The organism is Streptomyces sp. NBC_01235 (genome assembly GCF_035989285.1).
In the GTDB taxonomy this organism is placed as follows: Bacteria; Actinomycetota; Actinomycetes; order Streptomycetales; family Streptomycetaceae; genus Streptomyces.
In genome coordinates, this window is record NZ_CP108513.1 from 936,746 (window position 1) to 949,710 (window position 12,965).

Here is a 12,965-nt window from a genome sequence, read left to right on the forward strand (position 1 = left end):
CGGACTGGAACGAGGGCAGTCCGTCGCGGTACGGACCCGCCCGGCCGGAGCCTCTTCCTCGAGGCGTTCACAGACTCACAGGGTGCGTCGGACACCCGCCTGACGTTCGAGGTTGCGCAGTTGCAGCACGGTCAGGTCGCCTTCCACTGCGTCGTACGCCGGGCCGCGACGTCCGATGGGTAGGACCTCCTGGCCCTCATGTCCTCCAGCATGAGCGCGAACGCGGCATACATGGCCACACCTGCGAGGAGCAGTCCGAGGGCCCCGGACACATAGCCGAGCCAGGCGGCACCGGTGAAGTTGAAAAGCGCCGCGACGTAAGACGTGACACGGCACCGCGCAGGACGCCAGACCGCCGGGGTACTGACGGCGCGCAGGGCGGGCCCGCAAGGGACCATGCGCATGTGCTTGGCCAACGGGGCGCCACAAGCGATTTCCGATGCCGTTGCTTCAACGCCGTGGTCACCGTCCACGTACTGATCGCCGCCTGGATGCGAGTACGCCTGTTCGGTCCGCCGAGGCCAGAGCCCTTGTCGGAGTGGATGTGAGCGAAGCCGCGGAGACGCAGGACCCGCATCAGATCCGGATGCGGGTCGGCCATCCGGGCGGTGAGGCGGAAGCCGGCCGCGACGAGCTCGGCCAAGCCGTCGGTCTCCCGCAGTCGCTCGCCGACGGCCCGGCCGAACTCCTCCAGGGCGTCCGACACCGCAGCGTCGAACAACACCGTCTTGGACTCGACGCGGTTGCAGAAGGAGCCGAATCCGACGTCCGCCCGGTCGGCGATGGCCTGCATGCCGACACCGGTCTCACCGGTCTCCGCGAAGATCTCCCGCGCCGCACGGACGAGGGCCCCGCGTGTCGCCGCACGGACGAGGGCCCCGCAGGTCGCCGCACGGCGTCGCTCAAGGCGAGGGGCGGCCGGCACCGATGTGGACATGGAGCGAAGCCCAGCAACCTGGGTGACCGAATCAGCATCTCTGAGTTTTTCATCAGTTAACCAGGCACCAACTATTGACGACGAGATGCGCAGAGTTGATGCTTTCATCATTACGGCAATGTTGCTTGGAGGACGCCATGTCCGAAACCCATACCGCCCAGGCCGACGTCACGACCGCCCACCAGGACCTCCACAGTGAGCAGGGCGCCCTGCGCGGCGAGCACCCCGGGCGCGCCCGCAACCCGGTGATCAAGGTGGCTGACCTCGCCTGGGTGGAATTCGAGAAGCCCGATCTGGACCGCGCCGAGGTCTTCGCACGTGACTTCGGGTTCTCCGTCGCCGCCCGTGGGCCGGACGCCCTCTGGCTGCGCGGCACCTTCGCCGGCTCCCCCTGCGTGGTGATCCGCAAAGGGCGTACGTCCCGTTTCATCGCGCACGCGTTCCGCGCGGCCGAACGGGCCGATCTGGACCGGCTGGCCCGCGCGACGGGGACCGCCGTGCGGGACGCGGACGTCCCTGGCGGCGGCAAGGTGGTCGACCTGCTGGATCCCTCCGGCCTCCCGGTGCGGGTGGTGCACTGCGCCGAGGAGTTGCCGGAGCTGCCCGGGCAGCGGCCGCTCCTCCTCAACTTCGGGACGGATCACCGTCGTAGGAACACCACCCAGCGCCCGCCGCGCGAACCGTCGCGGATCCAGCGGCTGGGGCATCTGGTGCTGGAGACCAGTGCGTTCACCCGGAGCATGAACTGGTATCTCGACACGCTCGGGATGATCGTCAGCGACTTCCACTTCCTGGACGGGCAGCGAGAGCGCGGCCCGGTCATGGCGTTCTTCCGCTGTGACCAGGGAAGCGTCGCAGTGGACCATCACACGCTGGCGATGCATCTGGGACCGGGAACGCATTACGTCCACTCCGCCTACCAGGTCACCGACCTCGACGCGATCGCCGCGGGTGGGGAGTATCTGGCCGAGCGCGGCTACCAGCGCAGCTGGGGCATCGGCCGGCACATCCAGGGCAGCCAGATCTTCGACTACTGGCGTGATCCGGACCGTCTCATGATGGAGCACTTCGCGGACGGCGACCTGTTCTCCTGCGACGTGGAGCCGGGCTGGGCTCCGCTGTCGGCAAGCGGGCTCGCGCAGTGGGGGCCGCCCATCACCCGCGAGTTCCTCGGTACGAATCCGTCACCCGCCAAGATCCGCGAGCTGTTGCGCGCACTGCGCGACGACAGCGAACTCGACCCCGCCCGGTTGCTGGGCCTGCTGAAAGCGATGAACCCATGAGCACGAACGTTCTGCGTACCGCGCAGGATTGGTGGGTGGTGCGCGACGAGCGCGCCGTCCGTATCGAGACCAAGGCCGTCACCACCGCCGAGTTGCTGGCGGACCGCGAAGCCGTACGGGAGGCCGCCGTCTCCGGCGAGACGGGCACGCCCGTCTCGGACCTGGCCGCTCTGCCCCCGGTCACCACCCCGTGCCGGGTCGTCGCGCAGATGGTCAACTACCGCAGTCACGCCCGCGATTCGGGCTTTACGGGTGAGATCCCGCCCACCTTCTTCCGAAAGGCCTCCAGCTCCGTGAGCGGCCCGAACGACACCGTCGTCAAGCCCTCGCACGTGAAGTTCCTCGACTACGAAGTCGAGCTCGGCCTGGTCATGGGCGCACCCTTGCCGGTGGGCACGGTGGTCACGGAGTCCGACCTGCCCTCGTACGTCGCGGGGCTGGTCCTCACCAACGACGTGAGCGCCCGTGACGTGCAATTGACCAAGGGCCAGTTCTACGAGAGCAAGTCGTACCCCACCTTCACGCCGACCGGACCGTACCTGGCTCTGCTGGAGCCGGAGGATTTCCCTCACCTCCTCGATCTGCGGCTGAGGTTGTCGGTCGACGGCAGCCCGCGCCAGGACCGGACCCTGGCCGACATGATCGTCCGGCCGGCGCGGGCGCTGACGCTGCTGGCCCGCTTCCAGAACCTCGACCCGGGCGACCTGCTGCTCACCGGCACCCCTGGCGGCACGGCCCTGAAGGCACCGCCGAAACCGGTCGAGAAGATCGGCGCACTGCTGCCGCCGGCCCTGAAGTGGAAGGCGTTCTTCAACAGCCAGGCGCGCAACCCGCACTACCTCCACGAGGGCGACGTCATCACCGCCACGATCGCCACCGCCGACCGCCGGATCGACCTCGGCGAACAGCGCACCCCCGTCGCGGACGCACGGTGAGCGCAGTCTCCCGGGTGCCCGTGGTGATCATCGGTGCCGGACCGGTGGGGGTCACGGCCGCCCTCCTGCTCGCCCGCCACGGTGTGCGGAGCGTCGTCCTCGAACGTCACCAGGACGTCTACCCGCTGCCGCGCGCCGTCGCCATGGACGACGAGGTCCGGCGGATCCTGCAAGCCGTCGGCGTCCACGAGGAGTTCGCCGCCATCGCCCGCCCGGCCAAAGGTCTGCGGCTGCTCGACGCACGTCACCGGGTGATCGGTGAGTTCCGGCGCTCCGAGCACGGCCACCACGGCTTCCCGCAGACCAGCATGTTCGACCAGCCGGAGCTGGAGAGGCTGCTGCGCGAAGCCCTGGTCGGGCGGCCCGAGTGCGAACTGCGGGGCGGCGTAGAGGTCGTCGGCATCGACCAGAACGGCGGCGGTCCCGTCCGGGTCACCTTCCGTCGCGAAGGCAGTGAGACCCCTGAGTACCTGGATGCGTACGCCGTCCTCGGCTGCGACGGTGCCGGCAGCCTCACCCGCCAGGTCATCGGCGCCGTATGGGAGGACCTGCGTTTCGAGGAGCGCTGGACCGTCATCGACGTTCGTACGCACCTCCCCGTCCGCTCCTGGGAGGGTGTCGAGCAGGTCTGCGACCCCGCCCGGGCCGCGACGTTCATGCGGATCGGTGAGGACCGTTACCGCTGGGAGTTCCGCCTGAGGGACGGGGAAGAGCTGGATGCCCGACGCGTACGAGAGCTGATCGCCCCGTGGGTGGAGGTCTCGTACGACGGCGACGTCGAAGTGGTCCGGCAGGCCCAATACACCTTCCGGGCCCGTGTCGCCGACCGCTGGCGCCGGGGGCGCGTCTTTCTGCTCGGCGACGCCGCCCACCTCACCCCGCCCTTCATCGGCCAGGGCCTCTGCGCGGGAATGCGCGACGCGCACAACCTCACGTGGAAGCTCGGCCGCGTCCTCCAACAGGGCTCCGGCGAGGGCCTGTTGGATACATACGAAAGTGAACGCAAGCCGCACGCCCGCCACATGATCCGCCTCGCTGTAGCGATGGGCTGGGCCATGACCGGAGGCCAGGGTAGTGCCGCCGCGCTGCGCCGGAGCCTGACGAGCGCGGCCTGCCGCATACCTGCCCTGCGCGAGGCGGCCGGCCGCGACCTCAGCCCAGCCCTGGGACACAGCGCCCTCATACGACGGCACACCCGCCTGGGCGGACGGGAACTGGCGGGCACGTTCTGTCCACAACCCTGGGTGGGCTTCGACGCCGGGTCGATCCGCCTCGACGACCTGCTGGGCGACTCCTTGGCCGTCGTGAGTGCCGTTCCTGCCGCGCCTTGGCTGCGAGCCGTCGCCGAGGCGCTCGGCGCACGGATCATCGGCACGGACGACCTCGGCGACGACGGCACCCTCGCCGCCTGGCTGCGCGACGGCCGGGCGGACGCCGTACTGCTGCGCCCCGACCGCGTGGTCGTGGACGTCGTCCCGGCGGGCGCCGACGACTTCACGGACACGGCCGCCTGGGCGCCGCTGCTGTGCTCCACCCGGCTTCCCTCCCCCACCGAACCGCTCGCCACCGCACGCCTGTCGAGGAGCGCATCGCGATGACCAGTGCACAGCTCACCCCGCCCCAGAAGCCCTTCTGGGCCTTCGACCCGGAGGCCGCCACCACCAGCCGTATCGCGGACTTCGGTCGTTGGGTCGCCCTGCACCGAGGCGTTCGAGCCGCCTATGACCACACCGACTACGCCGCCCTGCACCACTGGTCGGTCACCGACCTGGAAGGGTTCTGGAGCGCGGTGTGGGAGTACTTCGACGTCGACGCGGCGACCCCGTACGAACAGGTGCTCGCCGACGAGAAGATGCCGGGCGCCCGCTGGTTCACCGGAGCCACCCTCAACTACACCCACCACGCCCTGCGCCACCTCAGCGACGACCGGCCCGCGATCATCGCACTGGACGAGACCGGCGCCGGCCACGAGGTCTCCGGGGAGCAGCTGCGCGCCCAGGTCGCCTCCGTCGCCGCCACCCTGCGCGACCTGGGCGTCGGCCAGGGCGACCGGGTCGTCGGCTATCTCCCCAACACGCCGCACGCCATCGTCGCCTTCCTCGCCGCCGCCAGCATGGGTGCCGTCTGGTCGGTGTGCGGCCAGGACTACGCCCCGCAGGCCGCCGCCGACCGCTTCGCCCAGCTGGAGCCCACGGTCCTGATCGCGGCCGACGGCTACCTCTTCAACAGCGCCACCCACGACCGCCGTGCAGCCGTACTCGAGCTGGCCCGCGCCCTGCCCACCCTCAAGGCCACCGTCCTGGTGGACCACGTGGGACTGCCCTGGTCTCACGACAACCACCCGGCGCTCACCCTCCCTTGGGAGGACGCCTCCACCCGCACCGAGCAACTCACCTGCACGCCGGTGCCGTTCGACCACCCGCTGTGGGTCCTGTTCTCCTCCGGCACCACCGGCCTGCCCAAGGGCATCGTCCATGGCCACGGCGGTGTCCTGCTCGAACACCTCAAGACCCTGGGGCTTCAGTCCGACCTGGGCCCCGGCGACCGCCTCCTCTGGTACACCACCACCCACTGGATGATGTGGAACCTGGCCGTCTCCACGCTCCTGACCGGAGCGACCACCTGCACGTACGACGGCAGCCCGGCCCCGCTCACCCGACCGGACCTGCTGTGGGAACTGGCCGCGCGCCACCACGTCACCCTCTTCGGCACCAGCCCCCAATACCTCCTGGGCATGGCCAAGTTCGGTATCGACCCGTCGGTCCACGACCTGTCGTCCGTCCGCGCCGTCGGCTGCACCGGTTCCACCCTGCCCGCCTCCGCCTACCCCTGGGTCCGCCGCCACCTGGGCGAACGCGTCCAGCTCGCCTCCAGCACCGGCGGCACGGATGTCGCCTCCGGTTTCGCCGGCAGCGCCCCCACCACGTCCGTCTGGGCGGGCGAGCTGTCCGCCCCGTACCTGGGAGTCGCCCTGGCCGCGTACGACGCCGAGGGCCACCCGGTGGTCGACCAGGTCGGCGAGCTGGTCGTCACCCGCCCCATGCCGTCCATGCCGCTCTGCTTCTGGAACGATCCCGACGGCAGTCGCTACCGGGATGCCTACTTCACCAGCCACCCGGGGGTGTGGCGGCACGGCGACTGGATCACCCTCACCTCCCACGGCTCGGTGATCGTGCACGGCCGCTCCGACTCCACCCTCAACCGTCACGGCGTACGCCTGGGCAGTGCCGACATACACGACGTCGTCGAACGCCTCCCGGAGATCATCGAGGCCCTGGTCATCGGCGCAGAGGAACCCGACGGCGGTTACTGGATGCCCCTGTTCGTGGTTCCCACATCCGGAGTGGAACTGGACGACGCCCTGCGGGACAAGATCCGCCACGCCATCCGCACCGGCGCCTCACCCCGTCACGTGCCCGACGAGATCCTCGCCGTCCCGGGCATCCCCCACACCCGCACCGGCAAGAAACTCGAAGTCCCCGTCAAACGCCTCCTCCAAGGCACCCCCGCCGACCAGGTCGTCAACCCCGCGACCGTCGACAGCCCCGAACTCCTCGCCCATTTCATCCGCCTGGGCGCGAAACGCCGGGGGGCTAGAAACAGCACATGACACACGCGGGCGCGCATTCCACCGTCGTCACCTGACACATGCCTGAACCGGCCGTCGGGCTCCGCACCATGGCCGGCCGAGCGCCCGCATGATTGCCTGGACCGGGACGGTCATCAGCCGCGGCCACCTCCCACTCGCCGAGGCGGCCGTCGCACACCGGTACGGACGGACCGGCCCCTCTCTCATGGCCGGACGGCGAGGACGGACTGCCCCGCAACCGGTGGCACCTGTGGCCCCGCGCGAACGCGGGGGCATGTCCGCTGCCGCACTCCGACCAGTTCCAGGCAGAGGTTCTCGACATCGGCCCCCGCGACGAGCGACCGCACATGGCCGCCATACCTGCCGCGAGCCACGCGTCTGTGGGCACCTCGTGCCGAGATCGGTCACGCCCGCACCGTCACCGTGCTCGCTGGTCCAAAACCCGAACCCCGCCAGACCGAACGGTGGTCCTCGAAGTAGCGCCCGGTGGGAAGCGCCCGGCAGCACACATGCTGCCGGGCTCAGTGCCCCGCGGCTGCTTCAGACTCCTGCAACGAGTCGGATCTGGCCCGTTCCAACCCGTCGAGGAGCAGGCCCAGACCGAACCAGAACTCGTCGTTCAGCGATACGGAGGTCAACTCGTCGGCGGCAGTGATCGTGGCCGGATAGGTGGCTGGGTCAAGCGAGTGGTAGTAGTCCCGCAATTGCGCGTGGTCCTCGGGGCGTGGGGCCCCGGGACCGTGCTGCTGGATGGCGAAACCGATCACATAGTGGCCGATGGCCGTGAAGGCGCGGGCGGCCAGACCGACCGGGAACCCGTGACTCAGGAAGAGAGTGATGAGCCGTTCCCTTGCCCGCAGAGCATTGGGGCCGACGGGGACCTGGGCCGCCAGCAACGACAGCGCGTTGGGATGCCGGCACAAAGTGCCGTAGAAAGCCTCCGCCACGGCGTTGACGGCTTCCCGCCAGGACAGGCCGTCCAGCTCCTCGTGCGGAACGCGGACTTCGCCCAGGATCCTGTCGGCGACAAGAGCGAGGAGCTCGTCCTTGCCGTTGAAGTGCCGGTAGAGCGTCGCCGTGCCCGAGTCCAGGGCATCGGCGAGCATACGCAGGGTCAGCGCCTGGATCCCGACTTCATCGATGAGCTTCAGAGCCGTGTCCACGATGCGGCCGACGTCCATCGGGGGCCGCCCGCGCCGGTACGCAGGAGCAGGTGTCCGGCTCGCCCACCAGGCAGCACTTCCCGCAACGAGCTGGACCTCCGAAGCCATGAAGCGGTCACCCTTTCGGCCGGATCGGCTGAGGACACGTGTCCAGTACAGGAGTTTCGGCCTTATCGTATCCGTTTTCGACAGCGACAAAGGTGGGACGCCCTCCACGCAAGGGCGTCGGGCACCACGGCACAGAAACCGTCAAAAAGACGGTTGTCGTACTCCACCACCGTCACCGGCAAGCTGAAGGGCAGCGGCGGACGGCCGCACAGCACCAGTCGGGAGCCGGCGGCGTCCAGCGCTCTGTCGGCCATGCGTCGGTGGTATGCGTCGTCCTGCACCGCCCCCGAAGAGCACCACTGCGGCCTGCGTGCTGCTCAGGCGGCCGACGCTTCCGACAGGGGTTGCCGAAGCGTCAGCCAGTGGGAGACTCAGTCCCCGAGCGATGCCGTGGCCATTCCGCTTTGTCAGTGGGTGGTCAGGACGGGTCGGGGGCCTGCGGGGGCCGTCCATGCCTGGCTGACCCGGGAGAGGGGGTAGGCCTGGGCGTCGACCTTGACCTTGCCGTCGGCGATGAGCTGTACGTAGGCGGCGACCTGGGTGAAGTAGCGGCGCATGTCGAAGGAGCCGATGCCGCTGCCGCTGAGGCGGAAGGGACGGCTGCGCAGCAGCGAGGCGGGCACGGCGGCCTGTTCCCCGACCACGGAGCCGATCTCCACATAGCTGGTGGCGCTGCCGGGAAGGTGGGCCAGCGCCTGGAAGGCGGCTTCGGCCGCGCCGCCCCACAGGAAGTCCAGGACGAGGTCGGGTGCGTGGCCGTGGAAGGCGGCACCGATGGCCGCCGCGTCAGCGTCCTTGTCGCCGGTGATGTCTACGGTCTCGGCGCCGAGGGCGGCCACGCGCTTGAGGTCGTCCGCGCCGCGGCCCACCCCGATGACGCGCCGCACACCGAGTGCTTGGGCGTTCTGCACGGCGAGGCCGCCGGCCGCACCGGTCACTCCGAGGATCATCACGGTGTCCGGGGTGCCGTGTTCGTCGGCGTGGGCGGTGAGCGGCATCCAGGACGACATGCCCGGGTTGACACCCGCCGCCACGGCGACGGGATCGGTCCCGTCCGGAAGCGGCAGGGCCATCGTGACCGCCATCCGCTCGGCGAACGTGCCCCAGGGCTCCTCGACGTCGCCGGTGTACACCAGTGTGCCGTCGGCGGTGCGGGCCACCGCGTCCACCCCCGGAACCAGCGGGAACTGCCCGGTACTGCTGTAGTGCCCGCCGGACGCCTTGGCACGCACCACGGGATGGATCGCGGTCGCCACCAGCTCCACGATCTGCTGGCCCTGTCCGGCCTCGGGCTCGGGAAAGTCCTGGTACTCGGGCACCACGCCACCCGCCGCCACCACTACTGCTGCCTTCATCACTGGTCTCCTCTGCCTCGAAAAGTCACACTGCGCACCCCCAACGCTCCGGACTGCGACACGAACGTCGAAGGCCGGCGATGGAGGCGGGCGGACCGTCTTTACGGATACACCGTAGCCGCAAAACTCGGCGCCCGTCCACCGAGCCCATCCGCGTCGCCCACCACCCGAGCGCCCAGGAGGAGCGGCTGGCCGCGCGGAATCGCGCCCCACCGCCACGCTTCGGCATCCCTGCCTGGCCGGGCTGCGCGCGCCCCTGACGCAGCGCCAACAACGTCCGCCGTCGGCTCGACCCGTGGTTCAGGCAGTCGTTGTACCCCCCGGCCGGGCGATCAGCCGGGCCACGACTCCGTATCCCAGCCCGAGCACGGCCGCGGGCATCACTTTCTGGGCGTGGGTCCCCAGCAGCGCGCCGAAGGCCAGGCTGAAGGGCCGTTGGCGCCGTCGGCGAGGGCCTGGGAGGTGTCGACGAGCTGCCGGCGACCGTGCAGCGTGTCGTCGGGTACGGCGCCCCAGTCGGGTGCCGGACTGCGCACCGCCCACTCGACGCGGGTGCCGGGCAGGGCGGCGAGGTCGCGGGCCGCGGCCTGGGCGGATTTCCCGGCGCCGACGAGCAGGACGGTTCCCGCCCAGCGGCCGGGCAGCAGTTCGGTTTGGAGATCGACCCACGCAACGGCGAACTGCTCGGAAACTTCCCGCAGGCGTTCAGCCACGTCGCGCTGATCAACGCGGCTGCCGCCGTCGACCGGGCCGACGGCGCACTGCTCGCCACGGCGCCGACCCGTCGCGCTGACCACTGCGCCGGCCGCAGAAGGACTCATGCGCCGGTGACGTCGCGCTGCTGAGGTGATCCGATGCCGCGAGGCGTTCCCGCGCCGCCGCACGAGGGGTCGGCAAGGGAAGGAGCGGGAGAGCCGACCGGGTTCCCGGTATACGTCGAAGAGACCCGGGAGTACCTCAGCGAGGAGACGGACATGGCGCAGGAGACCGATGTCGTGGTGATCGGGATGGGCGTGGGCGGTGAGCATGTCGCCGAGCGCCTGGCCGAAGAAGGGCTGGACGTCGTCGGGGTCGAGGCGGAGCTGGTCGGCGGGGAGTGCCCGTACTGGGCCTGCATCCCCAGCAAGATGATGATCCGCGGCGGGAACCTGCTCGCGGAGGCCCGCCGCATCCCGGGTATGGCGGGGCAGGCGCAGGTCACTTCGGACTTCGCGCCGGTCGCCGCCCGGATCCGCGACGAGGCGACCGACGACTGGAACGATCAGGTGGCCGTGGACCGGTTCACCGGCAAGGGCGGTCACTTCGTCCGCGGGCGCGCCAGGCTGGCCGGGCCGGGGCGGGTGGAGATCGACGGTCGGCGGTTCACTGCGCGGCGCGGGGTGGTGCTCGCCACCGGCAGCCGCCCGCAGATCCCCCCGGTGCCGGGTCTGGACACTGTGCCGTACTGGACGAACCGCGACGCGACCTCCGCCAAGGAGAACCCGCACTCGCTCATGGTGCTCGGTGGAGGGGCGGTGGGCGTCGAGCTGGCCCAGGCTTTCGCCCGCTTCGGTACGGCGGTCACCGTCGTCGAGGCAGCGGAACGGCTGCTGCCGGCGGAGGAGCCCGAAACGGGCGGTCTGCTGGCCGACGTGCTGGCCGCCGAGGGCATCACCGTGCGCACCGGGGCACGGGCCACCGACGCGCGCCACGACGGTGACACCTTCACCCTCACCCTCGACGGCGGCGAGGAACTCACCGCGGAGCGGCTGCTGGTGGCCACCGGACGGCGCGCCGACCTGGCGGGGCTCGGGCTGGAGACGGTCGGCCTCGACCCCGCCATCCGCGCCCTGAACGTGGACGAGCAGCTGCGCGCCGGCCCGGGCCTGTGGGGCGTCGGAGACGTCACCGGGCGCGGAGCCTTCACGCACGTCGCGATGTACCAGGCCGAGATCGCGGTCCGTGCCGTCCTCGGCGAACCCGGCCCCGACGCGGACTACCGCGCCCTGCCCCGGGTCACCTTCACCGATCCGGAAGTCGGTTCGGTGGGCCTGAACGAGGCCCAGGCACGAGAGCAGGGCCTGCGGGTGCGCACCGGTACCGCCCAGGTGCCGTCATCGGCCCGCGGCTGGATCCACAAGGCGGGCAACGAGGGCTTGATCAAACTCGTCGAGGACGCAGACCGCGGGGTACTGGTCGGCGCCACCTCCGTCGGCCCCATGGGAGGCGAGGTCCTCTACGGCCTCATGGTGGCGGTCCATGCCGAGGTCCCTGTCGACCGGCTGCGGCACATGATGTACGCCTACCCCACCTTCCACCGCACCGTGGAAGACGCACTCGAGGCACTGCGCCGAAGGTAGAGCCCGAGGAGACCCGCGGGTCACTGTCGGCGGTCGGTAGCACGAAGGCCACAGGCGCGCAGGCGCGCAGACAGGTCCGCCTGCTCGACCCGGCCTCGGCCATCGGCAGCGCCGGCCCTGGCACGCGCCGGTGGACAGGCTCAGCAAAGGCACGAGCCGTTTCTCGGACGCACCGTCCCCGGGCTCGACGCTCCGGCGCGGGTAGGCAACAGCCGGTGCCCGGGCGCCGACGCCGCCGTCGGCGGCCGTGTGGCCTCCGTGTCACCGACTGGTCAATTCGAGACACCAGGGCGCGTATCAGAATGAGTGGGGGGAATCAGAGCGAGTCTGTGCGCAACCCGTCACTCGCAACCGCTCATGTGGGCAGCGCCATGCCTGTGGCCAGTGAGTAGGAGATTTGTCCGGGAAGGGGCGCCGCACCGCTGCCTGGACCCCAAAGCCGAACGCCGCCTGCCAGAGGGACGCGGACGGCAGGGCCTTCTTCCGCGTCCTGGACGGCACCCCCGGAGCCGGTCCCGGCTCCGGGTCAACGGCGCGGCGGAAGACTGCCGGTCACGCCAACTCCCCTGTGTGCACGGGCATCTCGGCCAGGCGCCATTCCAGCATGCCGTCGTTCAGCCGGATCGCCCGGCGGCCACGGTCGGTCAGCAGCCGCACCGCGTCGTACGCGAGCACGCAGTACTCACCGCGGCAGTAGACGACGACCTCCGCGTCCTCGGGCAGCTCGTTGATCCGCCCGGCCAGCTCCTGCACCGGGATGGAGACGGCGCCGGGGATGTGTCCGGCCAGGTACTCCTCCACCGGCCGTACGTCCAGCACCACCACGTGACCGGCCTCCACGCGGGCGTACAGCTGATCGCGGGTGACCTCCAGCGCGTCGTCGGAACCGAGGTAGGCGTCCCGGGCGGCGGGAACCGCGGCCTGGTGCGCCTCTGCGACCTTGCGCAACAGCGCGAACAGCTGGGCCACATCGTCTCCGGCCAGCCGGTAGTGGATGCGCACGCCCTCACGGCGCGTGGCGACGAACCCCGCCTGCTTGAGCGTCTGCAGGTGAGCCGAGGCCGTCGTCAGGTTCAGGCCGGCCGCCTTCGCCAGCGCGTCCACGGTCCGCTCGCCCTGCGCCAGCAGGTCGAGCAACTCCAGACGCTTTCCGCTGGCCAGTGCCTTGCCGCTGGCCGCGAACGCGTCGTACAGCCGCGCCTTCGCGCCGGCCGTGGTGGTCTCCGCCATGACATCCTCCATAAATCCATGGAATA

The 12,965-nt window shown here is 70.5% G+C and carries 10 protein-coding genes and 2 pseudogenes; 5 read left to right on the forward strand and 7 right to left on the reverse strand.

Annotation, left to right across the window (positions count from 1 at the left end; all coding sequences use genetic code 11):
* Positions 1 to 131 precede the first annotated feature (131 nt).
* The gene (locus OG289_RS04260; RefSeq protein ID WP_327321039.1) at positions 132 to 404 is read right to left on the reverse strand and encodes a hypothetical protein; all 273 of its coding nucleotides are present in this window, start codon (positions 402 to 404) and stop codon (positions 132 to 134) included.
* Positions 405 to 526: 122 nt separating this feature from the next.
* Positions 527 to 937: pseudogene (locus OG289_RS04265) on the reverse strand (TetR/AcrR family transcriptional regulator); the annotation flags it as partial.
* Positions 938 to 1,074: 137 nt separating this feature from the next.
* On the opposite strand from OG289_RS04265, the gene OG289_RS04270 reads away from it, so the two are divergent.
* Genes OG289_RS04270 through OG289_RS04285 form a run of 4 tightly spaced genes read left to right on the forward strand, consistent with a single transcriptional unit; the run spans position 1,075 to position 6,765 of the window.
* Positions 1,075 to 2,220 (forward strand): VOC family protein, encoded by a 1,146-nt coding sequence (locus OG289_RS04270; protein ID WP_327312649.1) that lies wholly within the window; start codon positions 1,075 to 1,077, stop codon positions 2,218 to 2,220.
* The gene (locus OG289_RS04275; protein WP_327312650.1) at positions 2,217 to 3,155 is read left to right on the forward strand and encodes a fumarylacetoacetate hydrolase family protein; all 939 of its coding nucleotides are present in this window, start codon (positions 2,217 to 2,219) and stop codon (positions 3,153 to 3,155) included. The genes OG289_RS04270 and OG289_RS04275 overlap by 4 nt, the downstream gene beginning before the upstream one ends.
* Positions 3,152 to 4,753, forward strand: a complete 1,602-nt coding sequence (mhpA, locus tag OG289_RS04280) for a bifunctional 3-(3-hydroxy-phenyl)propionate/3-hydroxycinnamic acid hydroxylase MhpA (RefSeq protein ID WP_327312651.1) — start codon at positions 3,152 to 3,154, stop codon at positions 4,751 to 4,753. The genes OG289_RS04275 and mhpA overlap by 4 nt, the downstream gene beginning before the upstream one ends.
* Positions 4,750 to 6,765 carry an acetoacetate--CoA ligase gene (locus OG289_RS04285; protein WP_327312652.1) on the forward strand — a complete coding sequence of 672 codons (2,016 nt, stop codon included), beginning with the start codon at positions 4,750 to 4,752 and terminating at the stop codon, positions 6,763 to 6,765. The genes mhpA and OG289_RS04285 overlap by 4 nt, the downstream gene beginning before the upstream one ends.
* Before the next feature lie 500 nt (positions 6,766 to 7,265).
* Here OG289_RS04285 and OG289_RS04290 read toward each other — a convergent pair whose 3' ends face one another.
* The 4 genes and pseudogenes from OG289_RS04290 to OG289_RS04305 all read right to left on the reverse strand — a co-directional run bounded on the left by OG289_RS04290 (position 7,266) and on the right by OG289_RS04305 (position 10,191).
* The gene (locus tag OG289_RS04290; protein ID WP_327312653.1) at positions 7,266 to 7,925 is read right to left on the reverse strand and encodes a TetR/AcrR family transcriptional regulator; all 660 of its coding nucleotides are present in this window, start codon (positions 7,923 to 7,925) and stop codon (positions 7,266 to 7,268) included.
* A 239-nt stretch (positions 7,926 to 8,164) separates the two neighbouring features.
* Positions 8,165 to 8,302, reverse strand: a pseudogene (locus tag OG289_RS04295) (LacI family transcriptional regulator); the annotation flags it as partial.
* Between the two features lie 120 nt (positions 8,303 to 8,422).
* Positions 8,423 to 9,370 (reverse strand): zinc-binding alcohol dehydrogenase family protein, encoded by a 948-nt coding sequence (locus OG289_RS04300; RefSeq protein ID WP_327312654.1) that lies wholly within the window; start codon positions 9,368 to 9,370, stop codon positions 8,423 to 8,425.
* 380 nt (positions 9,371 to 9,750) lie between these two features.
* Complete coding sequence (locus OG289_RS04305; protein WP_327312655.1) at positions 9,751 to 10,191, reverse strand: hypothetical protein; 441 nt, start codon at positions 10,189 to 10,191, stop codon at positions 9,751 to 9,753.
* A 153-nt stretch (positions 10,192 to 10,344) separates the two neighbouring features.
* On the opposite strand from OG289_RS04305, the gene OG289_RS04310 reads away from it, so the two are divergent.
* Positions 10,345 to 11,709, forward strand: coding sequence for a dihydrolipoyl dehydrogenase family protein (locus OG289_RS04310; RefSeq protein WP_327312656.1), 1,365 nt, complete (start codon positions 10,345 to 10,347; stop codon positions 11,707 to 11,709).
* 552 nt (positions 11,710 to 12,261) lie between these two features.
* On the opposite strand, the gene OG289_RS04315 is transcribed toward OG289_RS04310, so the two are convergent.
* Entirely contained in the window at positions 12,262 to 12,939 is a 678-nt protein-coding gene (locus OG289_RS04315; protein WP_327312657.1) for an ArsR/SmtB family transcription factor, read from the reverse strand.
* Positions 12,940 to 12,965: the final 26 nt, after the last annotated feature.